This window comes from Alphaproteobacteria bacterium (assembly GCA_041396705.1).
In the GTDB taxonomy this organism is placed as follows: domain Bacteria; phylum Pseudomonadota; class Alphaproteobacteria; order CALKHQ01; family CALKHQ01; genus CALKHQ01.
The window spans coordinates 134,595-159,296 of the sequence record JAWKYB010000011.1; the positions used below are offsets into that span (position 1 = coordinate 134,595).

Annotated in this window: 25 protein-coding genes and 1 pseudogene; 15 read left to right on the plus strand and 11 right to left on the minus strand. The window is 70.8% G+C overall.

Going from position 1 to position 24,702, the window contains the following annotated elements:
- Nucleotides 1-106 precede the first annotated feature (106 nt).
- From R3F55_16600 to rsgA, 4 genes are all read left to right on the plus strand, one after another.
- On the plus strand, nucleotides 107-640 hold the full coding sequence (locus R3F55_16600) for a transglutaminase-like cysteine peptidase (GenBank protein MEZ5669026.1): 534 nt from the start codon (nucleotides 107-109) through the stop codon (nucleotides 638-640).
- A gap of 145 nt (nucleotides 641-785) precedes the next feature.
- Nucleotides 786-2,204 carry an undecaprenyl-phosphate glucose phosphotransferase gene (locus tag R3F55_16605; GenBank protein MEZ5669027.1) on the plus strand — a complete coding sequence of 473 codons (1,419 nt, stop codon included), beginning with the start codon at nucleotides 786-788 and terminating at the stop codon, nucleotides 2,202-2,204.
- A gap of 30 nt (nucleotides 2,205-2,234) precedes the next feature.
- Nucleotides 2,235-3,695 carry an O-antigen ligase family protein gene (locus R3F55_16610; GenBank protein MEZ5669028.1) on the plus strand — a complete coding sequence of 487 codons (1,461 nt, stop codon included), beginning with the start codon at nucleotides 2,235-2,237 and terminating at the stop codon, nucleotides 3,693-3,695.
- 276 nt (nucleotides 3,696-3,971) lie between these two features.
- Complete coding sequence (gene rsgA / locus R3F55_16615) at nucleotides 3,972-5,027, plus strand: ribosome small subunit-dependent GTPase A (GenBank protein MEZ5669029.1); 1,056 nt, start codon at nucleotides 3,972-3,974, stop codon at nucleotides 5,025-5,027.
- 7 nt (nucleotides 5,028-5,034) lie between these two features.
- Here the strand turns inward: rsgA and rfaE1 are convergent, their stop codons facing one another.
- Both rfaE1 and R3F55_16625 read right to left on the minus strand, forming a co-directional pair.
- The gene (gene rfaE1 / locus R3F55_16620; GenBank protein ID MEZ5669030.1) at nucleotides 5,035-6,498 is read right to left on the minus strand and encodes a D-glycero-beta-D-manno-heptose-7-phosphate kinase; all 1,464 of its coding nucleotides are present in this window, start codon (nucleotides 6,496-6,498) and stop codon (nucleotides 5,035-5,037) included.
- Between the two features lie 17 nt (nucleotides 6,499-6,515).
- On the minus strand, nucleotides 6,516-7,844 hold the full coding sequence (locus tag R3F55_16625) for an MFS transporter (GenBank protein MEZ5669031.1): 1,329 nt from the start codon (nucleotides 7,842-7,844) through the stop codon (nucleotides 6,516-6,518).
- Between the two features lie 84 nt (nucleotides 7,845-7,928).
- On the opposite strand from R3F55_16625, the gene R3F55_16630 reads away from it, so the two are divergent.
- The 8 genes from R3F55_16630 to R3F55_16665 all read left to right on the plus strand — a co-directional run bounded on the left by R3F55_16630 (nucleotide 7,929) and on the right by R3F55_16665 (nucleotide 11,807).
- Nucleotides 7,929-8,246: a heavy metal-binding domain-containing protein gene (locus R3F55_16630; GenBank protein MEZ5669032.1), complete on the plus strand. Its 318-nt coding sequence runs from the start codon at nucleotides 7,929-7,931 to the stop codon at nucleotides 8,244-8,246.
- A 674-nt stretch (nucleotides 8,247-8,920) separates the two neighbouring features.
- A complete protein-coding gene (locus tag R3F55_16635) occupies nucleotides 8,921-9,106 on the plus strand; it encodes a hypothetical protein (GenBank protein MEZ5669033.1) in 186 nt (61 codons plus the stop codon).
- Between the two features lie 102 nt (nucleotides 9,107-9,208).
- Nucleotides 9,209-9,475 carry a hypothetical protein gene (locus R3F55_16640; GenBank protein MEZ5669034.1) on the plus strand — a complete coding sequence of 89 codons (267 nt, stop codon included), beginning with the start codon at nucleotides 9,209-9,211 and terminating at the stop codon, nucleotides 9,473-9,475.
- Entirely contained in the window at nucleotides 9,457-9,654 is a 198-nt protein-coding gene (locus tag R3F55_16645; protein MEZ5669035.1) for a helix-turn-helix transcriptional regulator, read from the plus strand. The genes R3F55_16640 and R3F55_16645 overlap by 19 nt, the downstream gene beginning before the upstream one ends.
- A 145-nt stretch (nucleotides 9,655-9,799) precedes the next feature.
- Nucleotides 9,800-9,922: a hypothetical protein gene (locus tag R3F55_16650; protein ID MEZ5669036.1), complete on the plus strand. Its 123-nt coding sequence runs from the start codon at nucleotides 9,800-9,802 to the stop codon at nucleotides 9,920-9,922.
- Nucleotides 9,923-9,963: 41 nt separating this feature from the next.
- Entirely contained in the window at nucleotides 9,964-11,103 is a 1,140-nt protein-coding gene (locus R3F55_16655; GenBank protein MEZ5669037.1) for a hypothetical protein, read from the plus strand.
- Between the two features lie 51 nt (nucleotides 11,104-11,154).
- A complete protein-coding gene (locus R3F55_16660; GenBank protein MEZ5669038.1) occupies nucleotides 11,155-11,391 on the plus strand; it encodes an autotransporter domain-containing protein in 237 nt (78 codons plus the stop codon).
- Complete coding sequence (locus tag R3F55_16665; GenBank protein ID MEZ5669039.1) at nucleotides 11,391-11,807, plus strand: hypothetical protein; 417 nt, start codon at nucleotides 11,391-11,393, stop codon at nucleotides 11,805-11,807. Before R3F55_16660 ends, R3F55_16665 begins: the two co-directional genes overlap by 1 nt.
- A 125-nt stretch (nucleotides 11,808-11,932) precedes the next feature.
- Here R3F55_16665 and R3F55_16670 read toward each other — a convergent pair whose 3' ends face one another.
- The 6 genes from R3F55_16670 to ispH form a co-directional block, all read right to left on the minus strand.
- A complete protein-coding gene (locus R3F55_16670; GenBank protein ID MEZ5669040.1) occupies nucleotides 11,933-12,457 on the minus strand; it encodes a hypothetical protein in 525 nt (174 codons plus the stop codon).
- Nucleotides 12,458-12,489: 32 nt separating this feature from the next.
- Nucleotides 12,490-13,017 (minus strand): hypothetical protein, encoded by a 528-nt coding sequence (locus tag R3F55_16675; protein MEZ5669041.1) that lies wholly within the window; start codon nucleotides 13,015-13,017, stop codon nucleotides 12,490-12,492.
- A gap of 174 nt (nucleotides 13,018-13,191) precedes the next feature.
- Complete coding sequence (locus tag R3F55_16680; GenBank protein MEZ5669042.1) at nucleotides 13,192-13,800, minus strand: FkbM family methyltransferase; 609 nt, start codon at nucleotides 13,798-13,800, stop codon at nucleotides 13,192-13,194.
- Nucleotides 13,797-14,273, minus strand: a complete 477-nt coding sequence (rnhA, locus tag R3F55_16685) for a ribonuclease HI (protein ID MEZ5669043.1) — start codon at nucleotides 14,271-14,273, stop codon at nucleotides 13,797-13,799. Before rnhA ends, R3F55_16680 begins: the two co-directional genes overlap by 4 nt.
- The gene (locus R3F55_16690; protein MEZ5669044.1) at nucleotides 14,266-15,249 is read right to left on the minus strand and encodes a homoserine kinase; all 984 of its coding nucleotides are present in this window, start codon (nucleotides 15,247-15,249) and stop codon (nucleotides 14,266-14,268) included. The genes rnhA and R3F55_16690 overlap by 8 nt, the downstream gene beginning before the upstream one ends.
- A 1-nt stretch (nucleotide 15,250) precedes the next feature.
- Nucleotides 15,251-16,195, minus strand: a complete 945-nt coding sequence (gene ispH, locus R3F55_16695) for a 4-hydroxy-3-methylbut-2-enyl diphosphate reductase (protein ID MEZ5669045.1) — start codon at nucleotides 16,193-16,195, stop codon at nucleotides 15,251-15,253.
- Nucleotides 16,196-16,305: 110 nt separating this feature from the next.
- Here ispH and R3F55_16700 point away from each other — a divergent pair, with 110 nt between their 5' ends.
- Nucleotides 16,306-16,851 (plus strand): hypothetical protein, encoded by a 546-nt coding sequence (locus R3F55_16700; GenBank protein MEZ5669046.1) that lies wholly within the window; start codon nucleotides 16,306-16,308, stop codon nucleotides 16,849-16,851.
- 17 nt (nucleotides 16,852-16,868) lie between these two features.
- Here R3F55_16700 and R3F55_16705 read toward each other — a convergent pair whose 3' ends face one another.
- Together R3F55_16705 and R3F55_16710 are read right to left on the minus strand one after the other, a co-directional pair.
- Nucleotides 16,869-17,717 (minus strand): PAS domain-containing protein, encoded by an 849-nt coding sequence (locus R3F55_16705; protein MEZ5669047.1) that lies wholly within the window; start codon nucleotides 17,715-17,717, stop codon nucleotides 16,869-16,871.
- On the minus strand, nucleotides 17,710-18,861 hold the full coding sequence (locus tag R3F55_16710; GenBank protein MEZ5669048.1) for a DUF2336 domain-containing protein: 1,152 nt from the start codon (nucleotides 18,859-18,861) through the stop codon (nucleotides 17,710-17,712). Before R3F55_16710 ends, R3F55_16705 begins: the two co-directional genes overlap by 8 nt.
- Before the next feature lie 914 nt (nucleotides 18,862-19,775).
- On the opposite strand from R3F55_16710, the pseudogene R3F55_16715 reads away from it, so the two are divergent.
- Both R3F55_16715 and R3F55_16720 read left to right on the plus strand, forming a co-directional pair.
- Nucleotides 19,776-21,817, plus strand: a pseudogene (locus R3F55_16715) (response regulator).
- Between the two features lie 189 nt (nucleotides 21,818-22,006).
- Nucleotides 22,007-23,926 carry a response regulator gene (locus R3F55_16720; protein ID MEZ5669049.1) on the plus strand — a complete coding sequence of 640 codons (1,920 nt, stop codon included), beginning with the start codon at nucleotides 22,007-22,009 and terminating at the stop codon, nucleotides 23,924-23,926.
- On the opposite strand, the gene R3F55_16725 is transcribed toward R3F55_16720, so the two are convergent.
- On the minus strand, nucleotides 23,884-24,648 hold the full coding sequence (locus tag R3F55_16725; protein MEZ5669050.1) for a methyltransferase domain-containing protein: 765 nt from the start codon (nucleotides 24,646-24,648) through the stop codon (nucleotides 23,884-23,886). The two genes, R3F55_16720 and R3F55_16725, sit on opposite strands and share 43 nt — an antisense overlap.
- Nucleotides 24,649-24,702 lie beyond the last annotated feature (54 nt).

Here is a 24,702-nt window from a genome sequence, read left to right on the forward strand (position 1 = left end):
CGCCATGCGGGCACTGGCATCAGTCGCCCTATCCCTGGTCTTGACGCTGGCCGCCGGCCTTCCGGCGGACGCCTCCGCACGCCAGAACCTGTTTGGCTCCAGCGAGATGCGCGGCGACAACCTGGCCTTTTTCCCGCAGTTCGTCGACATGCTGCGCCGCTACTCCGCCGACCTCAGCCAGGTCAACGCGCCCTGCGACCACAGCGGCCAGACCTCCTGCGCGTTGCAGGATTGGGCCGCGTTCATCGTCTCGGTGCAGGGGCTCGACCGGCGCAGTCAGATCGAGCAGGTCAACCGCTACATCAACCAGATCGACTACGTCGAGGACCACACCAACTGGGGGGTGGAGGACTATTGGGAGACGCCGGCCCAGTTCTTCACGCGGGCCGGCGATTGCGAGGATTATGCCATTGCGAAGTACCTCACGCTGCGCTCGCTCGGCGTGCCGATCGAGCAGATGCGCATCGTGGTGCTGATGGACACCAACCTGGGCATCGGCCACGCGATCCTCGCGGTCTACACCGACAGCGACGTGCTCGTGCTGGACAACCAGATCCCGCAGGTCGTGTCGGAATCCTCGATTCACCATTACCAGCCCGTATATTCGTTGAACGAACGTAACTGGTGGCGCCATCGCTGAGCGCGATAGGCTCCGACCGTCGTCGCCGGACCGCCTGTCGGCCGGGCGCGCGGGTGCCCGCGACGGCAAGAACTATTAACTTTTGCTCACACATTTCGTCTGATACTGGATGAACATTCGCTAACCCCCGGCGGCAGGAAATTTCGTGGGCGGGCCCTCGTTCAGCCAACTCAACAGCAACGCGCAGATCTACGTCTCGGGCGGGCTGCGGTTGGCGGATGCGATCGGCGTGGTCGTCGCCGGGCTGCTGGCCTATGTGCTGCGGGCGGGCGACGTGGCGCTGGACGAGACCTATCTCGTCGCGCTCGGCCTGTGCATGCTGCTGACGGTCAACGCGATGGGCCTGGCCGACCTCTACAGCCTGCGCACGCTGCGCTCGCCGGCCGCCCAGGCCAGCCGCATCCTCGCGGCCTGGGGCGTGGTCATGCTCGCCCTGCTGGCGTTCGGCTTCTTCACCAAGACCAGCCACGAGTTCTCGCGCATCTGGTTCCTGCTGTGGGGCGCGATGGGCCTGGCCTTCCTGTTCCTCAACCGCTTCGTCGGTGCGTTGATCGTCGCCCGGCTGAACCGCAAGGGCCGGCTGCGCGCGCGCGTCGCCATCGTCGGCGCCGGCGGCATCGGCCAGCGGCTGGCCGAGCATCTGAGCGGGCAGGGCGCGCGCGGCTCAACCGTTGTCGGCGTGTGGGACGACCGCGCCAGCCGGGTGCCGACGGCGATCTCCGGCTTCCGGGTGCGCGGCACGGTCGACGACCTGATCGGCTATGCCCGCGACCATGAGATCGACGACATCATCATTGCGCTGCCGTGGCAGGCCAGCGCCCGCATCCGCCAGGTTGCGCGCCAGCTCTACGTGGTGCCGGCCAACGTGCGGATCTGCCCCGACCTGGTTGGCTTCGGCATCCCGCTGCGCGGCTTCTCGTCGATGGAAGGGGTGCCGCTGCTGAACATCTACGAGCGGCCGTTGAGCGGCTGGGCACTGGTGACCAAGGCGCTGGAGGACCGGGCGCTGGCGGCGATCATGCTGGCGCTGTTCGCGCCGCTGATGCTGCTGATCGCGCTGGCGATCAAGCTCGACAGCCCGGGCCCGGTGCTGTTCCGCCAGCGCCGCTACGGCTTCAACAACAATCCGTTCAGCGTCTACAAGTTCCGCTCGATGCGCCAGGACGCCGGCAACGATCCGAACGTGCCGCAGGCGACCCGCGACGACCCGCGCATCACCCGGATCGGCGCGTTCCTGCGCAAGACCAGCCTGGACGAGCTGCCGCAGCTCCTGAACGTGCTGAAGGGCGACATGTCGATCGTGGGCCCGCGGCCGCACGCGGTGGCGCACAACGAGAAATACGCCCAGATGATCGACGAGTATATGTGCCGGCACCGGGTGAAGCCGGGCATCACCGGCTGGGCGCAGATCAACGGCTGGCGCGGCGAGACCGAGACGCCGGAAAAGATGAGCATGCGTGTCCAGTACGACCTGTACTACATCGAGAACTGGTCATTGCTGTTCGACCTGCGCATCCTGTTCATGACGGCGTTCGTCGGCTTCACGAGTCGCAACGCCTACTGAACCCTCCTTGCCGCCCCCAGGGGTCCGACCATGCCGAAGAAGGCCAAGATCGAGACCGGCGATTCCGCCGGCGTGCCGTTCTGGTTCTATGCCGCGGTGCTGGCCTGGGCGCCGCTGCCGTTCGGCAGCAACACCGCATGGTCGAGCAACCTGCTGGTCGCGCTGGTCGCGCTGGCCGGTGCGCTGTGGGCGGTGTTCGCCATCGTGCGGCCGACCGTGATCCGTATCCCGCTGCGCCGCTTCGCGCCCTACGCGCTCGCCGCCGCGGCGCTGCTGGTCTGGTTCGTGGTGCAGAACGCCAGCTGGACGCCGGCAAGCTGGCACCACCCGATGTGGGCCTCCGCCGCTTCGACGCTGGCCACGCCGATCGCCGGCGCGATCGGGCTCGATCCCGCCGCGGCGACCGAGACGCTGGGCCGGCTCGGCGCCTATGCGCTGGCCTTCCTGCTCGCCGCCCAGATGGGCCGGCGGACCGAGACGGCGGTGCGGCTGGCCTATGTGCTGGCTGCGATCGCGGTCGCCTACGCGCTGTACGGGCTGGTGGTGCAGCTCGGCGACCTGCAGATGGTGGCGTGGGAGCCGAAGCGCTATTACCAGGACAGCCTGACCAGCACCTTCGTCAACCGCAACAGCTACGGCACCTTCGCCGGCCTCGGCCTGCTGGTGCTGTGCGGCCTGCTGGTCCGCGCCATGCGGCGCTCGGCGGCCGAGGGCATCGCCGGCGGCGGCCTGTCGCAGATGCTCGACAACATGAAGTTCCGCGAGTTCTTCCTGATCGGCGGCTTCGTCGTGGTCGCCGCGGCGCTGATCCTGACCAACTCGCGCGGCGCCACCCTCAGCACGCTGGTCGCGCTGATCCTGTTCATCGTGCTGACGGCCTCGAACCAGCGCTCATGGCGGGTCGGCACCATCGTCGCGGCGGCGATCATCGTGGTCGGCGGCTGGATGGTGTTCAGCGTATCCAGCGCCGGGCTGGTCACCCGCCTGCTCGATTTCGAGCAGGACCTGATCGGCCGCCGCGAGGTGGCGGAGATCACCCTGCGCGCCATCGGCGACCGGCCGCTGGTCGGTTACGGGCTCGGCAGCTTCGAGGGCGCGTTCCACCTGTTCCGCGACGGCTCGCTCGACCCGGCGATTCCGGCCTTCGACAAGGCGCACAACACCTATCTTGAGCTGGCGCTGGAGGCGGGGCTGCCGGCCGCGATCCTGATGGTGGCGATGGTCGGCGCGCTGGCGCTGGCCTGCACGCGCGGCGCGCTGATCCGCCGCCGCAATTCGGCCTATCCGGCGATGGCGGCTGCGGCGACGACGCTGGTCGGCATCCACGCGCTGGTCGACTTCAGCCTGCAGATCCCGGCGGTGACGGTGTATTTCGCCGCCATCCTCGGCCTCGGCTACGCCCAGGCGCGCTCCAGCCAGGGCGAGGCCGAACGCCCGTCCGCCGAGCCGGCGCGCGGCCTCGACGCCTGGCGCTCGGCCGCGGAGATGTGACGGCCCGGGGTTGATTCGCCGGCGCCGGTGCCCATATGCTGGCCGTCCCGTCGTTCACCAGCCGGAGGAGCATCGGATGAGTGCCATTGTCGCCTGCCCGGCCGGCTGCGGGAGCGCTGCCGCCGGACGCTGACGCGTCCGCGCCGCCTTTCTTTCTCTCTCGATCAGACCCGGCCTTGTTGCGCCCGTCGGCTTGCCGATCGGCAGGCAGCTGTCTGCCCAGAACCCAGCGCGGACCGCGCATGCGTGCCGGCCGCGCCAAGTCCGATCGAGATCATGCAACAGGATTCCCAGGCCCTGGCCGGCTTCGGCTGGGGTCCGTTCTTCCAGGCCCAGCTCGGCGTCGCGGAGCTGGACCGCACTCTGGCCGTGCGCGTCATGGCCGTGCATCGCGGCGCGCTGGATGTCGAGGCGCCGGGCCTTGCCGCCCGGGTCGCCGCGCCGCGCGCCGACCGCGAGGACGACCGCCCGACGGTCGGCGACTGGCTGCTGCTCGACCGCGCGAGCGGTCGTCCGTTGCGGCTGTTGGGCCGCCGCAGCCTGTTCAGGCGCAGGGCGGCCGGCACCGGCCGCGCGTTCCAGCTGATCGCGGCCAATGTCGACACGCTGTTCGTCGTCAGCTCCTGCAACCGCGACTTCAACGTGGCCCGGCTGGAGCGCTATCTGGCGCTGGCGCGCCAGGCGGAGGTGACGCCGGTGGTCGTCCTGACCAAGGCCGACACGGCCGACGACGTCGACGGCTATCGCAGCCGCGCGACCGCTCTGCTGCCAGGGCTGGTGGTCGAGGCGGTCGATGCGCGTGCGCCGGAAGCGACGGCCTGCCTCGCGCCCTGGTGCGGCGACGGCCAGACCGTCGCCCTGCTGGGGTCGTCCGGCGTCGGCAAGTCGACCCTGGTCAACAGCCTGAGCGGCCGGGCCGGGCAGGCGACCGCCGGCATCCGTGCCGACGACGACAAGGGCCGGCACACCACGCGGTCGCGTTCGCTGCACCGGCTGCCGTCCGGCGGCTGGCTGGTCGACACGCCGGGCATGCGCGAGCTGCAGCTCGCCGATGTCGAGACCGGGCTAGACGCGGTGTTCGCCGACGTCGCCGAGCTCGCCGCGACCTGCCGCTTCGCCGACTGCCGGCACCAGTCGGAACCGGGCTGTGCGGTGCGCGCCGCGATCGCCGACGGCCGGCTCGACGCCGAACGGCTGCGCCGACACGCCAAGCTGGCCGCCGAGGAAGCCCACAACCGCCGCAGCCTCGCCGAACGCCATGCACTGGAGCGCGGTTTCGGCCGCCGGGCGCGCAACGCCATGCGCGAGAAACGCAACCGCCAGGGCGGGTGAATGCCGGTCAGCCGGCCTTGCGGCCGGAGCGGGCGATGATGGCGGTGGTCGAATGGCCGGGGCGGATGTCGGCCAACAGGACCTGGCCGCCATAGCCCTGCACGACGTCGGCGCCGACCACCGTCTCGATGGTGTAGTCGGCGCCCTTGACCAGCACGTCGGGGCGGATCGCGGCGATCAGGTTCAGCGGCGTGTCCTCGTCGAACAGGACGACGGCGTCGACCGCGGCCAGCGCGGCCAGCACCGCCGCGCGCGCCTGCTCGGCCTGCACCGGCCGGTCCGGCCCCTTCAGCCGGCGCACCGAGGCGTCGCTGTTCAGCCCGACAACCAGCCGGTCGCAGGCCGCCCGCGCCTGCTGCAGCAGGCTGGCGTGGCCGGGATGGATCAGGTCGAAGCAGCCGTTGGTGAAACCGATGCGCAGCCCGCGGTCGCGCCACTGCGCGACCCGGCCGGCCAGCGTGTCGCGGTCGACCACCTTGCGGGCGGCATCGGCGCTGTGGGCGTCGGCGAGGGCGTCGGCCAGCTCCGCCCGGCTGACCGTGGCGGTGCCGGCCTTCTGCACGACCAGGCCGCCGGCGAGGTTGGCGAGCTCCGCCGCCTCGGCCACGCCCAGACCGGCGGCGAGGCCGAGGGCCAAGACCGCCATCACAGTGTCGCCGGCGCCGGACACGTCGAACACCTGGCGCGCCCGCGCCGGCCAGTGGATCGCCGCGCCGTCGCGCGGCACCACGCTCATGCCGCGTTCGGCGCGGGTCACGACCAGCGTGGCGGCGCCGCAGCGCGCCAGCGCCGCACGCGCGGCGGCCTCGGCCTCGGCGTCGCTGCCGACCGCCATGCCGGTGGCCGCGGCCAGCTCGCCGGCATTGGGTGTCAGCACCGTCACCGCGCCATAGCCGCGCAGGTCGGCGGTCTTCGGGTCGGCCAGCACCGGCAGCCCGCGCGCCCCCGCCGCCGCGACCGCATCGGCGATCACCGCGGCGGCCAGCACGCCTTTGGCATAGTCGGACAGCACCAGCGCATCGGCGGTCGCGACGGCCGCGGCCATTTCGCGCGACAGGGCGCCGGCAACGGTGTCGGACGCCGCGGCGGCACGCTCGCGGTCGACCCGCAGCATCTGCTGGCCGCGGCTGACGAAGCGGGTCTTCACCGTGGTCGGTCGCGCCGGGTCGACCACCAGGCGGGCGTCGAAGCCGGGTGTCTCGGCGGCCAGCCGGCGCACGGTCGCCGCCTCGGCGTCGTCGCCGACCAGCCCGACCAGCACCGCGTTGCCGCCCAGCGCCGCCACGTTGCGGGCCAGGTTGCCGGCGCCGCCCAGCATCTCGCTGGCCGTGCCGCCCTCGCGGAACACCGGGATCGGCGCCTCCGGCGACACTCTCGCGACCTCGCCGTAGACGAAGCGGTCGAGCATGACGTCGCCGACCACCAGCACGCGCCGGCCGGCGAAGTCCGGCAGGCCGCCGTGGTCGAACACCGAGGGCCGCGCGCCGCTCACGGTATGGCCACGGCCGGCGCGGTGCGCTCCGGCTCGCGCACGCCCAGCATCAGCAGCCCGCCGACCGCGAACAGCACCACGATCACCGCCATGCCCAGGCGCTGGCTGTCGGTCGCGGCAGTGACCACGGCCACCAGCGCCGGTCCGACGAAGGAGGTGACCTTGCCCGACAGCGCGAACAGGCCGAACATCTCGGTCCGCATCGCGGCCGGCGCCATGTGCGCCATCAGCGAGCGACTGGCCGACTGGATCGGCCCCATGAACACCCCGATCAGCATGGCCAGGACATAGAACATGTCCTTGGATTCGATCACCAGGATCGCGACGCACAGCGCCGCCAGCGCGACGATGCAGATCAGCACCGTGCGCTTCGGGCCGATCCAGTCGTCGATCCAGGCGAAGCCGAAAGCGCCGATGCCGGCGGTGACGTTGATCAGCACGCCGAACAGCAGCACCTCTTCCAGCGACATGTCGAACGCGCCGGCGGCATAGATGCCGCCCAGCGCGAACAGCGTGTTGAGCCCGTCGATGTAGATCATGCGGGCGACCAGGAAATGCAGGATGTTGCGATAGCGGCGGACCTGGCGAAAGGTGCCGACCAGGGCGGCAAAACCCTCGCGCGCGGCCCGGCCCAGCGGCACCCCGGTGCCGTTGCGGTCGGGCGTGAACAGGAACAGCGGGATCGCGAACAGCGCGAACCACACCGCCACCAGCGGCCCCAGGATGCGCACGTCCTCGGCCTGGGTCTTGTCCAGCCCGAACGGCGGCGTTTCCGGCTGCACGAACACCACCAGCGCGACCGCGAGGCAGGCCAGCCCGCCGGCATAGCCCAGCCCCCAGCCCCAGCCGGAGACGCGGCCCAGCCGCTCCTTCGGTACCAGGTCCGGCAGCATGGCGTTGTAGAACACCGAGACGAACTCGAACGCCAGGTTGCCGAGCCCGGCCAGGATCAGCGCCGGTACCAGCATGCCGGCATCCGGCACCAGGAACCACAGCGCCGCGCCGGCCAGCACCGCCAGCACGCTGAGCGCGGCCAGCCAGGGCTTGCGGCGGCCGCCGCGGTCGGCGATGGCGCCGACCAGCGGCGCCAGCAGCGCCAGCGCCAGGCCCGACGCGCTCATCGCCATGCCCCACAGCTCCTGGCCGGTGGTCTCGTCCGGTGCGATGCCCTTGGCGAAATAGGCGGCGAAGACGAAGGTGACGATCACGGTCGGATAGGGCGAGTTGGCCCAGTCGAACACGCACCAGGCAATCAGGCCGCGGCGGTCCGTCGGCGTCGCCGGACCGTCGTTGACGCTTGCCGCCTGGTCGGAAACTGTCGCCATCGTCCATCCGCCGCTTGCGCGAAGCCGGCCATCCGTGGCGTGTTGCGCAGCGGCGCACACCGAATCCGGCACGGGAGGCATATCATGCTCGTCACCACCACGCACTCCATTCAGGGCAAGGACATCGACTATCTCGGCCTGGTCAGCGGCGAGGCGATTCTCGGCGCCAACATCTTCAAGGACCTGTTCGCCGGCATCCGCGACATCGTCGGCGGGCGCTCCGCCGCCTATGAGCAGGAACTGCGCAAGGCCAAGGACACCGCGATCCGCGAGATGTGCGAGGACGCCGAACGCATGGGCGCCAACGCGGTGATCGGCGTCGACCTGGACTTCGAGACCGTCGGCAGCGGCGGCGGCATGCTGATGGTCGCCGCCAGCGGCACCGCGGTGCGGCTGCGCTAGGCCGGACCGCCGGGCGGGCGCCAAGCGCAAGGCGCCTCGGTCCGGGCTCGTTGCGTCCTTCGAGACGGCGTCCTGCGGACGCCTCCTCAGGATGAGGAACGGTTCGGTCTGCCACCCGGAGCTTGTTCACCTGCAGCGTGCCGCAAGCAGCCGCTGGCGCTCAAACGGGCCGCCGTGGTCGCACAAGGCGCATCATACCCTCGAACCTGGTCCGCCGGCGCTTCTGCCACCCACTGCCGCTCCTCATCCTGAGGAGCCGCCCGTCAGGGTGGCGTCTCGAAGGACGCACGCCGGATCGGCGAGATGTGCGCGGATAGCGGCGGCACCGCGGTGCGGCCACGACGTGCCATACCCTCGAACCTGGCCCGCCGGCGCTTCTGCCACCCACTGCCGCTCCTCATCCTGAGGAGCCGCCCGTCAGGGTGGCGTCTCGAAGGACGCACGCCGGATCGGCGAGATGTGCGCGGATGGCGGCGGCACCGCGGTGCGGTTGGCCGGGCCGCCTGTGCGTTTCGTCATTGTCCGGCAAAGGTTTTGCAGGCAAGATGCGGGCGTTGCCGTCGCCGGTTCTGGCGGCGGAGTCCTTTCACCCGCGGCCGCAATGGCCGTCTGTCCGCGCCGGGCCGGCCCCCGGGGCGGCTCCAGCCCGGTGAGCGCCGATGGCGGATCGACCGATGAACCTGCCGCTGGGGCGTGCGCCCGGCGTCGACCAGCAGGCCTCGCTCGTGCGGGCGTTCCTGGAGGACATCCGGGAGCTGGGCTATGCCGCTCTCGATGCGCGTTCTGCGTCGACCCGCAGACGCTGGACGACCCGGTGCGCGACGGCAACTGGGCGATCGCCAGCTACGATTTCGGGCTGATCCGCGACTATGTCGCGTCCGGCATGGCCGCGCTGTGCCCGGCGCTGGTCGAGGCCGGGCGCAGCCTCAGGCCCTATGACTATGTGGCGCTGCTGGAGGCACATGCGCAACGCCTCGGCCCGCTGGCAGAAGCGCCTGTTGTGGCTGTTCGGCGTGCGCCACGCCTGGATCGTGCCGATGAGCTCGGTCGGCTACCTGAAGGGCGTCACCGTCTACATGGCCGGGCGCGGCAAGGCCGCCGAGGACCGGTTCCACGCCACCCGCGACCAGGTGCACCTGCGGGCGATCCACTTCTTCGCCGAGCTGAGGCGACCGCGCCGACGGTTCCCGACGAGGCGACCGGCGCGGCGTTGCAGGCCGGGCCGCTGAGCGCGCGCGAGGCGGAATGCCTGCGCTGGGCGGGCGAGGGCAAGACCAACGCCGAGATCGCCATCATCCTGGCGATCTCCGAGAACACCGTGCGCTATCACTTCAAGAACATCTTCGGCAAGCTGGGCGCCACCTCGCGCGCGCAGGCGGTGAGCCTGTTCGGTCTTCGCCGAGGCTGACCCGGCAGACCGCGGCACCCCCGACACGGAGCACAGCCTAGCAGCCAGTGCCGCGCCGCGACCCTACCCGGACGGGTAGGTGACACTCGCCACTGCATATCCAGTCTGCTCGCCATTGTCGGCCGGCGGACAGGTGGGGGACTGCATGGAAACGGGACGGAGCGCGACGGCATGCCGGCGGCTGGCCCTGGCCGCGGCCATTCTGGCGGGCGGCCTCGCCGTGTCGGGCGAGGCGAAGGCGCTGTCGAGCGGCTGCACCACCTTGTAGGGCAAGGTCGACACGGTCACGCCGGTGCGGGCGCGTTCACCGTGCAGATCGACGGCGGCGCGCTGTTCACGCTGGAGCCGGGCGAGGTGCTGACCATCCGCGCCAACGTGCCCGCCGGCACCAATGTCACGATCACGACGCCGGCCGGATCGGTGAACTACGACAACTCCGGCGGCGGCGCGGCGGTAGACTTCCAGCAGTCCATCGCGGTCGGCGATTCCGGCGGCGCCGTCGTCGGCGCGATCACGGTATCCGGCAACGCAGCGGTGGGCGGGCAGACCATCACCATCACCTTCAACTGCGGCGCCGGCGGCCTGGACAACGCACAGCAGGCGGCCGACCAGATCCAGAACGTGATCCAGAGCATCGTGCCGGGCGGTGCCAACGGCGGCGACCTGATCGCCGACTTCGCCATCCCGTTCGAAAGCCCGCTGAACCGTATCGGCATCCACGCCCCAAGCTTCCGCGGCGACCCGTGCATCGAAGAGATACGCCGCCTTGAACAGGCCATTCGGGCCGCGCAAGCAGCGCGGGAGACTGCCATTGATCGCGTCAGCAACGCCGAAGATGCGTTGCTCCGGGCAATCGATGCCAAGGTTGCAGCCGAAGCCGAGGCTCGGTCAGCGGCGTCTAGCCTGTTAACTGAAACGCCGATAAGGTCCGCATTCGACGATCAAAGCGATCAAGATGCCGCGATCATTACGGCCCGAGACGCTCTGCCGCCGGAGGCGCAGGTGCGGCAGGCGGCAGTGGACGCCGATGCCGCCCAGGCGCGCCAGCGCGGACTTGGCGGACGCGCAGACCCGGCTGGAGCGTACGAAACCGCAGCGGAGCAGATCCAAGCCCAGATTGACCAGTTGGACGCCCAGCTGGAAGCAGCCTTCGCCCGTCCGGGCGTTGAAGATGCCTTTGCCGGCGATCATGACGGCAGCATCCAGATCGCGGCCGCCGACGGGACGGCAACCGACATCGGGTTGCTGCGCGTCACCTTGGACGACTCGTCGGCCGGCGGCCGCATTGCCGGCAGCTTCAACCTGCTCGCCATGCGACAGCAGGCTCAAGCCGCGGGTGACACCTTGCCTGGCTTGCTCGGCGACCAGAAGTTCAACGCCTGGGTCAGCGGCGGTATCACCCTGCACCGGGACAACCGCGAGGGCCTGGCCAGGACGGCGAAACCGTGACCGTGGCCGGCGGCGCGAGCTACCTGATCGATCCGGCCGTCAACCTGGGCGGTGCCCCCGCGTTTCGGGCGTACCGACCGCTCCGGCGCCACCGGCACCACCGCGGTCGACACCTGGTCGCTCGGCGCCTTTGCCCAGACCCGGCTCGACGAGCAGGTCTTTCTCGACGCGATGGTGTCCTACTCGCTGCTGGCGATCGACGCCCGCTTCGACCAGAACGGGGCCGGTGCGACCGGCTCGACCGAGGCCCGCTCGCTCGGCGCGCGCGCAGCTCAAGGTCCGGCGTGATGCCGCTGGCGGACTGGCAGATATCGCCCAGCATCGGTGCCGGCATCGTCGACGTCGACCGCGATGCCTTCACCGCATCCGACGGCACCCGCATCGGCGGCGCGCGTTCGACCCAGCTGTCGCTGAATGCGGCCTTGAACGTCGGCACCAGCTTCAGTGGTGACTTCGGCGCCGACGGCAGCGCGGTCTACGCCCTGCATTTCGGCCTGTCGGGCTTCGCCAATGTCGGCCGCTCGATGGCGCTGACCGGCGCGGCCGGCACGGTCAACGAAAGCGATCGGTTCGGTCTCGGCGCCAATGCCGGCCTGGATGCGACCTTCGACAGCGGCGCGACGGTTGGGTTCAATGCCGGCGTCGGCGGCCTGACCGGGGACCAGAAGAGCTATTCGCTGACCGCCTGGTTCTCGCCGTTCTGAGGGGGGCGGAACGGCAGCGGGGATCCCGGGTGGGGCGGGCTGTGGGGCGTCGGCATCGGCCATGGCGGCCGCGCGACGCGGGCGTCCCGCTCCACCCGGGCTTTCCGGCCCCGGACGGGCCGGGCTCAGACGTTGCGGATCTGCAGCATCGCCTGGTCGGACCAGCGGCTCCACTCGATCGCCTGGGCGCGATAGGCCTGGTAGGCGTCGTTGACCTTGGTCGACATGGCGTCGGTGGCGGCGACGTCGGCGATCACCGCTTCCGAGGTCGTGCGCATGGCGTCGATCACGACTTCCGGCCACATCCTGAGCTCGACCTGGTTCTCCTCCACCAGCGGCTTCAGCGAGACGATGTTGTTGAACTGGAAGTCGGCGATGGCGGTGGCGGTGCTGGCGCGGGCGACCGCGGCGACCAGGTCCTTCAGGTCGTCGGGCAGCGCGTCATAGGACGCCTGGTTGGCCGAGAATTCCAGCGACGGCCCGGCCTCGTGGAACGAGGGCTGGTAGTAGTACTTGGCGATGCGCTGCAGGCCGAAGGCGAGGTCGTTCCAGGGCCCGACCCACTCCGCCGCGTCGATCACGCCGGTGTCGAGCGCAGTGAAGATCTCGCCGGGCGGCATCAGCACCACCTGGGCGCCGAGCCGGTTCATCACCTCGCCGCCCAGGCCGGCGATGCGGAACTTCAGGCCCTGGTGGCACCGTCGAGCGTGTTGATTTCCTTGCGGAACCAGCCGCCGGCCTGCACGCCGCTGGAGCCGGCGTAGAACGGCTTGACCCCGAACGGGGCATAGGCCTCCTCCCACAACGCCTGGCCGTCGCCGAAATAGATCCAGCCCATGAACTCGTTGGCGGTCAGCCCGAACGGTACGCCGGTGAACCAGGTGAAGGCCTGGCTCTTGCCGACCCAGTAGTAGGGGGTGCCGTGCAGGCAGTCGGCGTTGCCGGCGGAGACCGCGTCGAACGCCTCGAACGGCGGCACCAGCTCGCCGGCGGCGAACAGGTTCACGGTCAGCCGGCCGCCGGACAGGCTGGTGATCATGTCGGCAGCGCGCTGCGCGTTGACGCCGACGCCGGGCGCGCCCTTCGGCCATGGCGTCACCATGGTCCACTCGATCCGTTCCTGCGCGATCGCCGGCTTCGGCAAGTGCGAGGCGGCGGCGATGCCGGCGGCGGCGCCGGTGGCACCGGCGAGAAATGTCTCGCGTTGCATCTGGTCGGTCCCTTCTCTTTCAGACGGCCGCCGGCCGGCGACGCACGGCTGCTCGTAGAGTAACGGATGGAAGGGGTCCGGCGGATCGCGAAATTTTGGCGCGGGTGGCGCCGTCAGCCTTCGCGAACAGCACCAGGTCGACCTCGGAGCATGCGGCCGTGGTGACGGCTGAAGCTAGCCGGGAATCACCTGCATCAGGGCAAATCCCCGCGGCTCGAGGAAGTCGAGCACGGCGCGATAGCCAGGTTGGCCTTGGTAGACCGGGTGCAGCGACGCCTCGACCTGGATGCCGGCGGTCTCCGCCAGCCGGTCGCCGGCGCCGGTCAGTACCGCCAGGTCGAAGCCCTGGGTGTCGGACTTGAGGAACACGCGCGCGCCCGCCGGCACCAACTCGGACCACAACGCGTCGAGCCGGAAGAGCGGCACGGTCTCGGTCGCGACGAAGCGGTCGGACTCGAAGTGCTGGGCGCTCTCGGCGGTGAAGGGCAGGGCGGAGCTCATGTCGCTGGCGGCCGAGATGTTGAGCGCGATCGTGCCCGCTTCGGCGCCGACGGCACAGCGCGGCGCGACCTGCCACAGCGGGTCGGCGCCGGCGGCCTGCCGCAGCGCGGCATGGGCGGCCGCCTGCGGCTCGAACGAGACGATGCGCCCGCCGTAGCCGGCGCCGCGCAGGCCCAGCGCGTACTGGCCGACATTGGCGCCGACGTCGAGGACCAGGTCGATGCGATGGCGGGCGAGCAGGAAGGCGGTCTGCGCCCGCGGCTCGGCCAGGCGCTGGCTCATGCCGCGTCGGTCTTGGCGGCCGGCCCGCCGCCGCGGCCCGGGATGGCGGCGCGGGCCAGCGCATCGGCGCGCTCGTTCTCGGCATGGCCGTTGTGCGCCTTGACCCATTGCCAGCGCACCTTGTGGCCCGCCGCCGCGGCCTCCAGCCGCTTCCACAGGTCGTCGTTCTTCACCGGCTTGTTCGCCGCGGTCTTCCAGCCGCGCGCCTTCCACCGCGGCATCCATTTGGTGATGCCGTCGTGCAGGTACATGCTGTCGGTATGGACCACGATCGCCACCGGCCGGGTGATCGCCTCCAGCGCGGCGATCGCCGCCATCAGCTCCATCCGGTTGTTGGTGGTCTCGGCCGCGCCGCCGCTCAGTTCCTTCTCCACGCCCTTGAAGCGCAGGATCGCGCCCCAGCCGCCGGGGCCGGGATTGCCGCTGCAGGCGCCGTCGGTGAAGGCGTGGACCGTGGCCGCGTCGTCAGCCAACGCAGCATTCCTCGGCGCTGAGCCCATAGTCCTGCGGGTCGGCGACCTGGGCGTGGAAGCGCAGCTTGCGCAGATACTCCAGCGGGTCCTTCGGCTTCACCAGCGCGCCGGGCGGCGTGTTCAGCCAGTCGTAGAGCCGGGTCAGCAGGAAGCGCAGCGCCGCGCCCCGTGCCAGCAGCGGCAGCGCGGCGAGTTCCGCCACGGTCAGCGGCCGGCGGCGGACATAGGCGCCGAGCAGGCGGCGCGCCTTGGTCACGTTGAAGCTGGTGTCGTTCTCGAAGCACCAGGCGTTCAGGCATACCGCCACGTCGTAGGCCAGGAAGTCGGTACAGGCGAAATAGAAGTCGATCACGCCCGACAGCGCGTCGCCCAGGAAGAAGACGTTGTCGGGGAACAGGTCGGCGTGGATGACGCCGACCGGCAGGTCCGCCGGCCACGCACCCTCCAGCAGGTCGAGCTCGGCGTCCAGCGTCGCGATCAGGCCGCGGGCGACGCTGTCGCCGTCGGCGCGGCAGGCGTCCAGCAGCGGCCGCCAGCCCGGCACCGACAGCGCGTTCGTGCGGGTGATGGTGAAGTCGGCCGCCGCCAGGTGCATGTCGGCCAGCGCGGTGCCGACGCCGGCGCAATGCACCGGCAGCACCCGGCGCGGCCACAGCCCGCGCAGGAAGCTGATGATCGCGGCGGGACGGCCGGCCAGCCGGCGCAGGCTGTGCCCGTCGCGGCCGGGGATCGGGGTCGGGCACGAGAAGCCCTTGGCGGCCAGGTGCTCCATCAGGCCGAGGAAGAACGGCAGGTCCGCCTCCTCGACCCGCTTCTCGTAGAGGGTCAGGATGTACTGGCCGGTGGTGGTGATCAGCAGGTAGTTGGAATTCTCCACCCCCTCGGCGATGCCCTTGGCCGACACCACCTCGCCGATCGCGTATTCGGCGAGGAAGGCGGCCAGGTCCTCGTCGCTGACTTCGGTGTAGACCGCCATGCTACGCGACGAGCGCCCGCGGCAGCTTGAAGGTGATGTGCTCGTCGGTCAGCCGCACCTCCTCGACCGTGACCGCGAAGCGGGTGCGGCAGGCGGCGATCACCTCGTCGACCAGCACCTCCGGCGCCGACGCGCCGGCGGAGATGCCCAGCGTGCGCACGCCGTCCAGCGCGGCGAGGTCGAGGTCGGCGCCGCGCTGCAGCAGGAAGGCGCGCGCGCAGCCGGCCCGTTCGGCCACCTCCACCAGGCGGCGGGAGTTCGACGAGTTCGGTGCGCCGACCACCGCGATGGCGTCGCAGCGCGCCGCGATCGCCTTCACCGCCTGCTGCCGGTTGGTGGTGGCGTAGCAGATGTCCTCCTTCTTCGGGCCGACGATGGCCGGGAAGCGGGCGCGCAGCGCATCGACCACCGCCGCGGTGTCGTCGACCGACAGCGTGGTCTGGGTGACGAAGGCGAGCCGGTCCGGGTCCGCCGGCGCCAGCGCCGCCACGTCGTCGACCGTCTCGACCAGGCTGACCGCGCCGGCCGGCAGCTGGCCCATGGTGCCGATCACCTCCGGGTGGCCGGCATGGCCGATCAGCACCACGTGGCGGCCGTCGGCGTGCTGGCGTTCCGCCTCGCGGTGCACCTTGCTGACCAGCGGGCAGGTGGCGTCGAGATAGAGCATGCGGCGGCGCTGCGCCTCGGCCGGCACCGCCTTCGGCACCCCGTGGGCGGAGAACACCACCGGCGCGTCGTCCGGCACCTGGTCCAATTCCTCGACGAACACGGCGCCCTTCGCCTCCAGGTCGGCAACCACGAAGCGGTTGTGCACGATCTCGTGCCGCACATAGACCGGCCGGCCGTATTTCGCCAGCGCCAGTTCGACGATCTGGATCGCCCGGTCGACTCCGGCGCAGAATCCGCGCGGCGCGGCGAGCAGGACGGTGAGCGGCGGCTTGGTCATCGGCATCCGGGCGGGCGGTGCGTACGGGTCGCCCAGGCGCCTTGCGTCGCCGGAACGCCCTCTCTACAGTCCGCGCCAATATAATGATCCGGCTGGGAAAAGCGATTCGGATGGGGCGTGCGAGACAGGCGTTCGGCGGCACTGCACGGGCGCTGGCGGGAACGGCTGCGCTGGTCCTTGCCGGCTGCGGGTCCGATTCGGCCGAATCGCTGGGCCTGCTGTGCCCCGATGCCGCCATCGTCGGCGAGCTGTCCAAGCTGTCGCGCTTCGGCGGCCAGGCGGCGACGCCGGACGCGCTGGCCTTCTACGGCGAGATCGTCGGCGTGACCGGCAACTGCGCCTACGACGACGACATCGTCGCGGTCGAGCTGCAGGTCTCCTCGGTGTTCGACCGCCCGCCCGGCGGCCCGGCGGTGACCGAACCGGTGCCCTATTTCGTGGCGGTGACCCGCCCCGACGGCGCCGTGGTCGGCAAGCAGGAACTGACCATCCCGGTGGAGTTCCGCGACGGCGAGATCCGCGCCGGCTTCAGCGACGAGGTGACGGTCGAGCTGCCGCTGCCCGGCGGCCGGGCCACGGGCGGCGACTATCGGATCTATCTCGGCTTCCAGCTGACCCAGGCCGAGCTGGACTACAACAGGCGCGCCGCCCCCTAGCGGCGCCTGCCGGCCGGTCAGGCGGACTTCAGCGTGGAGCGCCGGGCGCCGCCGCGCTGGGCCGACTGCAGCGCCGTGATGTCGGTGGAGATCAGCACCGTATCGCCGCAGTCGGTGCGGCTGGCGCAGAACAGCACGCGGCGGCCGTCGGCAAGGCCGATCTCGACCATGCTCTGGCCGCTGGCCGGGTCGGTCAGCCGCGGCGGCGCGGCGGTCAGCGACGACGCATCGGTGTCGACGAACCAGCCGGACTTGAGCGCGTGGTTGAGCAGCTTGGCAAGCTCGATGCCCGGCGGCACGCCGTCGCGGCGGCCGAAGTCGTCGGCCAGCTGCGGGTTGGCGCAGATCAGCATGCCCAGCGAGTCGAACACGGCGAAGCCGTCGCGGATAGCGGCAAGGCCCATCAAGAGGCGCGACTCCGCCCGCTGCGCCGCGTCGACCGCCGACAGCCGCAAGGTCTCGTCGCGGGCGATGCCGCGATAGCCGGCGAAGCCGCCGTCCTCGTACATCGGCACGCCGGCGAAGCGGATGCGCCGCAGCGAGCCGTCGGCGTGGCGCATGTCGGCCATGCGGTCGGCAAAGGGCTTGCGGCGGGACGGGTCGAGCTGGGCGGCGAAGGCGTCGGGGCCGGCATCGAACACGCCCAGTTCCGGCAGCCGGCGGCCGATCATCGCCGCCGGCACTACGCCGAGGTCGTCGTGCACCCGGTCCGACATGAAGGTGACGGTCAGCTCCGCGTCGGTCTCGTAGAGCCATTCGCTGGACAGGCGCAGCACGTCGTGCAGGCGCTGCGCCGCGGTGCCGGACGCGGCCGTGCTGCGGGGCGACGCCCGCTGCGAGGCCCGATCTTCCGGCGCGCTAGGCAACGGCCGCCTTCTCCCGTTCGTCGATGCCGAACCGTTCGCGCAGGCTTCGCGGTTCGCGCCGCCAGGCGCGCATCAGCGCGGCCGCGGCCTCCTTGTCCAGCCGCTGGAACAGCGCCAGTGCGCGCTCGTGCATCTCGTCCGCCACCGCGCGGCTGCGGCGCGAGCTGCGCCGGGTCAGCTCGAACACGTCCGAGAAGCAGGCCGGGGTGACGCCGATGGCGCGGCACAGCACCGCCAGCGGCTCGCCGTCGGTGTCGTAGACGACCCAGCGCACGTCGCCGGGCCTGAGCCCGGATTGCTGGATCAGCATCGCCTCGAACAGCGCCACCTCGCCGCGTTTCAGCGCGTCGACCATCAGCCGGGCGTCGAACCGCTCGGTCTGGGCCAGTTCGTCGGCCAGCGCCTGGGCCATGGTCGGGTGGCGGCGGCTGGCCGCCAGCGCCGCCGTCGCGGCCTGGATGACCTGCTCGATCACCGCGTCGAAGATGGTCACGTCGATGTCGAATCGGGCGGACAGTTCGTCGCGCAGGGCGCCGGCCACCAGACGGTACAGGCGCTTGGCGACGTGCGGCGGCAGGTCGTGGCGGTGGACCAGCGGCTCGCGGAAGGCGTCGACCCGCTCGGCCTGCTCGGCGAGGTAGGCCAGGGTGGCCTCGCGGATGCGCGCGCCGTGATTGCGCAGCAGCGTGGTGATGACCCGGGTCTGGCCGGTGCCGACCAGCTCCTCGCTGACCTCCTCGCTCAGCGAGTCGCGCGCCGCCACGGCCAATTGGTGCTCCAGCGTGCGATGGCGGACGATCTCGACCAGGTCGTCGTCCTGCAGCGCGCGGCTGTGCAGCAGCACCGGGCGGGCGATGTCGATGTCCTGGTTTGCGAGCAGGGCGATTAGCGGCCGCGGCGCGTCGGGTCGTGCCGCCAGCCGTTCGGCGAGCCTGGCCCGCACGTCATGCTCGATGGAGGCCAGCAGCTGGTCGAGGATGCCGTCGAACAGCAGGCGCTCGCGCTCGCTCGCCGCCGCGATCCGGGCGCCGACGCCATCGTTCAGCGCCTCGATCAGCGCGGCGCGGTCGACGGCATTGCGCCCGCGCGCCAGCGCGGCGATCTCTTCCAGGTCCAGCTCGGTCGGTGCTTTCTGCACGGTCATCGGCTCTTGCCCCCCGTCGGCTCCGCCCGTTCGTGGGTGGCGGTAACCTGGCCAGGATTCGCCTGAAACGATGCCAATTTCGCGTTAAGGACCGGTAAAATTCGACGCGACGCGCCTGCCGCGACGGCACATCTGCGCCGCTCGCCGGCCGGCCGGCGGCGGACTGGGCGCGGTGCCGGGCTTCAGCGAACATTAACCGCGATCCGCCTAGGTTCGCTCCGCTCCCGACCCCGGAGCCGTTGCCCGCCCATACGGCCATCTCGCTTCGGCGGCGAAGCCGCGCAAGGGCGGGCGTGGGCCGACCGACCGTGCAGGATGCTGTGTTGACGGAAAACCTGGCTGACAAGGCCCTCCTCGATCCCGCGGCGGCTGCCGACGCGCCGCTGACCAAGCCGCGTGCGGGCGGCTTCCTGCTCTTCCTGGCACTGGCCGCGGTGGCCGCGCTGGTGGCCGGCTGGCTCGGCTCGCGTGCCCTGCAGCGGGACGTCATCGCGCACGAGGCGACCGAGATCGCCCACAACTGGCAGGTCTTCCTCGACCACATGGCGGAGCACGACCGCCGGCTGCTGACCCTGCGCCTGCTCGACATCGAGCTGCGGCACATCCTGGAGAAGGCCGAAACCGACGAACATTTCGCCGGCTATCGCATCTACGATCACGACGGCTACGTGGTGTTCAGCAGCGAGCCCGGCGAGGTCGGCCGCAGCAACCGCGAGCCGTTCTTCGCCACGCAGGTCCGTGCCGGCCAGAGCTTTACGCGGGTCACCGAGGCACCGGCGGCGCATCCAGACGTCACGGTCGCCGGCGATGCCTTCCTGCCCCTGATCGCCGACGGCAATTTCCGCGGCGCGGTCGAGATCACCATCGACATGAGCCACACCGCCGCGGCGATGACCCGTTTCGGCTGGATCGGCATGACGTTCCTGGCCGGCCTGCTGGCGGCGATCGGCGCGGCGATCTGCGGCGCCGGCGTCCGCTTCGTCGGCGCCTACCGCAGGCTGGCGGCGGCGCACCAGGCCGCCCGCCGCCGGCTGGCCCGCTCGCACGACGAGCTGGAGCAGAAGGTGCAGGAACGCACCGCCGCGCTGGAGGCCGAGGTCGTGCGTCGCGCGGAAGTGGAGCGCACGCTGGCCAGCGCCAACTATGAGGCACACCGGATCGCCGAGGAGGCGAGGGAAGCCAACGAGGCCAAGTCGCGCTTCCTGGCGACGATCAGCCACGAGATCCGCACCCCGATGAACGGCGTGCTCGGCATGGCCGGGCTGCTGCTCGACTCGGAGCTGGACGCGGACCAGCGGCTGCAGGCCAACGCGATCCACAGTTCCGGCGAGGCGCTGCTCGACCTGATCAACGACATCCTCGACCTGGCCAAGATCGAGGAGGGCCGGATCGAGCTGGAGCACATCGATTTCGAGCTGCCCGACATCGTCGACGGCGTCATCGAGCTGATGGCGGCGCGCGCCCACAACAAGGGCATCGAGCTGTCCGCCTGCATCGAGGCCGACGTGCCGGTGCTGCTGCACGCCGACCCCGGCCGTATCCGCCAGGTGCTGTTCAATCTGGTCGGCAACGCGATCAAGTTCACCGAATCCGGCGGCGTCGGCGTGACCGTCTCGCGCGACGGCGGCGACGGCGATGCGGTCCGGCTGGCGTTCGCCGTCACCGATACCGGCATCGGCATCCCCGACGAGGCGCGCCACCGGCTGTTCCAGAAATTCACCCAGGTCGACAACACGACGACCCGGCGCTTCGGCGGCACCGGGCTGGGCCTGGCCATCTGCCGCGAGCTGGCGACGCTGATGGGGGGCGAGATCGACTGCACCAGCGTGCCGGGCCAGGGCAGCACTTTCCGTTTCGTCGTGCCGGTGAAGAACCTGAACGGCACCAACAGCGAGAGCCTGGCCGACCTGGCGGCCGAGCTGGCCGGCCGGCGGGTGCTGGTCGTCGACGACACCGAGATCAACCGCGACATCTGGCTGCGCTCGCTGGCCGCGCTCGGCCTGGCGGCCGATGCGGTTGCCAGCGGGCCGACGGCGCTGCAGCGCATCCTGGTCGGCCGCTACGACGTGGCCATCATCGACCACATGATGCCGGGGATGGACGGCGTCGCGCTGGCCCAGGCGATCCGGGGCCTGAGCCTGGAAACGCAGCCCAAGCTGGTGCTGTCCTCCTCATCGGGGGTCGGCATGTCGCACCGCGAGGCGGGGCGGCTGGGCTTCGACGCCAGCATTCCGAAGCCGCTGCGCCGCGCCAGCCTGATCGCCGGCCTGCGCACCCTGGTCGAGCGCACCTCCGACACCCAGCTGCGCGAGCGCCCGCGGCTGCCCGACCCGGTGACCGCGCCGGCCGCCGAAGCCGCGGCGGGGCAGCCGCCGGTCAGGGGCCGGGTGCTGCTGGTCGAGGACAACCAGGTGAACCAGATGTTCGTCAACGTGATCCTGTCGCGCGCCGGCTTCCGCGTCGACGTGGCCAGCAGCGGCGTCGAGGCGATCGAGATGTTCCACAAGCTGCCCTACGACGTGGTGCTGATGGACGTGCAGATGCCGGAGAATGATGGCTGGAGGCGACACGGCGGATCCGCGCCCGCCATCCGGACCGCCAGACCCCGATCATCGCGCTGACGGCGAATGCCATGGCCGGCGACCGCGACATCTGTCTGGCGGCAGGTATGAACGACTATCTGACCAAGCCGATCGACCACAGCCGTCTGATCGAGAAGATCGGCGTCTGGCAGCAGGCCGGCGCCCGTCGGGACGGGCCCGAGGCGAGGCGGCGGACGCCGCCTGAGGCAACGGCCCCGGGGCCACCCGGCCGGAAGGTTTGTATCGGCGTTGCGCCCGCCCGGCGGCAGCGGTCCCGCGCCCACGGGCTCGGCCGGGTATCGCAGCCGGCCACGACCGGCTCCAGGAAATACAAAGACGTCGCGCTAAATGGATCGGGAATTACTGCCGTTTAACCATGATCTACTCGGCAGGACCTGGGCACATCCATTTCCGGTTTACCGATTGTTCAGCCTGTTGCGCGAAAGATCGCAGCCATCGCCACCATACGGATCCCGCCCGATGTCGCCCGAACTCGACACTGTCCTCGCCGCCCGGAACCGCACGGCGAAGCTGCGACCTGTGGATTACCATCGCGATCACCATTGTGTGCATGCCTGGTCATTGCGCATTTCACCGAGCTCGCCGAGCTGTGGAACGAATGGGCGGAGGCGAACGAGGGTCTGGAGGTCGACGAAGTGCCGATGGCGCTGGCGATCTCCGCCTTCGGCGTCGCCTGGTTCGCGTTCCGGCGCTGGCGCGACTCGCAGGTCCGCGCGGCGGCACTGATCGATGCCAACGAGAGCCTGGAGAGCGAGATCCAGCGCCGCGCCGAGGTGGAGCGCACGCTTGCCGAGGCCAACCGCGAGGCGCACCGGATCGCCACGGAGGCGAAGGAGGCCAACGAGGCCAAGTCGCGCTTCCTGGCGACGATCAGCCATGAGATCCGCACCCCGATGAACGGCGTGCTCGGCATGGCCGGGCTGCTGGTCGATTCGGAGCTGAACGACGATCAGCGCCACCAGGCCAAGGCGATCATCAGCTCCGGCGAGGCGCTGCTCGACCTGATCAACGACATCCTCGACCTGGCCAAGGTCGAATCGGGCAAGATCGTGCTGGAGCCGATCGACTTCAGCCTGCCGGAGATGGTCGACGGCGTGGTCGAGCTGATGGGGCCGCGCGCCCACAAGAAGGGCATCGAGATCGCGTCCAGCATGGACGGCGAGGTGCCGATCCTGCTGCACGGCGACCAGGGCCGCATTCGCCAGATCCTGCTGAATCTGGTCGGCAACGCGGTCAAGTTCACCGAGGAGGGCGGCGTTGCGGTCAGCGTGGCGCTGGAGCGCAGCGAGGGCGACCAGTCCTGGGTCCGGTTCGAGGTCTCGGACACCGGGATCGGCATTCCCGACGCGGCACGCGGCAGCCTGTTCCAGAAATTCAACCAGGTCGACGGCACCACCACGCGCCGCTTCGGCGGCACCGGGCTCGGCCTCGCCATCAGCCGCGAGCTGGTCGCGCTGATGGGCGGCAGCATCGGCTTCGACAGCACCGAGGGCAAGGGCAGCACCTTCCGCTTCACCTTGCCGCTGAAGAACCTGAACGGCACCAACCGCGAGAGCCTGTCCGACCTGGCCGGCGACCTCGTCGGCCGCACCATCCTCGTGGTCGACGACACCGACATCAGCCGCGACGTCTGGGTGCGTTCGCTGGCCGCGCTGGGGCTGGAGGCCGACACCGAGGCCGACGGGCCGGCCGCGCTGCGGGCGTTGATGCATAAGTCATACGACATCGTCATCCTCGACCATATGATGCCGGGCATGGACGGCGTCGCCGTGGCGAAGGCGATCAAGGGGCTCGACCTTGCGAAGCGCCCGTTGCTGGTGCTGTCGTCGTCGTCGGGGCTGGTCACCAGCCAGGTCGAGGCCGAGAAGCTGGGCTTCGACGCCAGCATGCCGAAGCCGCTGCGGCGCTCGACCATGACCGCCGGGCTGCGCATCTTGGTCGAGCGGTCGTCGGAGGTGGTGTTCCCGCGCGGCGAGATGACGCCGCAGATGCTGGCGGAGGCCGTGAACCCGGCCGCGTCGGCCAACGCCGGCAAGGGCCGCGTCCTGCTGGTCGAGGACAATGCGGTGAACCAGATGTTCGTCAACGTCACCCTGTCGCGCGCCGGTTATCGGGTCGACATCGCCAACAGCGGCGCGGAGGCGCTGAACCTGTTCCACCAACTGCCCTACGACGTGGTGCTGATGGACGTGCAGATGCCGGAGATGGACGGGCTGGAGGCGACGCGCCGCATCCGCGCCCGCCATCCCGACCGCAGGACGCCGATCATTGCGCTGACCGCCAATGCGATGAAGGGCGACCGCGACATCTGCATCGAGGCCGGCATGAACGACTATCTGGCCAAGCCGGTCGACAAGACCCGGCTGCTGGCCACCGTTGCCGCCTGGATCGAGGAATCGCGGAACGGCGGCGCGGCGGATCAGCCGGCCGGCCCGGAGCGGGTCGAGCGCCGGGCGAGCTGAGCCGGCCGGCGCACCGCAACGAACAGGCGGCGGCCTTCCGGCAACGGCGCGTCGCCCAGCCGGTCGCGGACGTCGACCGCGAAGCCGGCGCCGTCCAGCCAGGCAACGACGTCGCCGACCTGAAACAGCCGCACATGGTGCCGCTCGCGGCCGCGGCGATAGCCGCCGCCAACCATGCGGAAGGTCTCGATGCTGCGTTCCAGCCGATCCGGCTGCGCGCCCGGCCGCACCTCGTACAGCACCGCCCAGTCGACCCCGCTCTGCCAGCCGCGCCGCACCGGCCCGGCCGCGTCCGGCGTCAGCAGGTCGAAGACCAGCAGCCCCTCCGGCGGCAGCGCCCGCGCCGCAGCGGCGAAGACGGCGCGCAGGCGGGCGCCGGCGTCGTCATCCGGTTGGTGATAGGTCAGCGGCTCGCCCAACGCCACCACCGCCTCCGCGGCCGGCAGCGCCGCGCCGTAGACCGAGGCGTTGACGAAGCGCGCGCCGGGCGCCGCGGCGCGGGCCAGTGCCAGCAGCGGGGCCGAGGGCTCGATCGCCGTCACCGCGAAGCCGGCGTCGCAGAGCGCGCGCGTTGTCGTGCCGGCGCCGCAGCCGACGTCGCAGACCCGTTCGACCGCGATGGCGGCGGCGCGCAGCAGCGCCACCAGCGCCGGCGCGACCCGGGTCGCGAAGCCGTCGAAGCCGGCCGCCTGGATGTGGGCCAGATCCTCGCCGTACAGCATCGGCCTCCACCTTTCATTCACGAACTGTGGATTTTAACCTTCCGCTAAGCATGA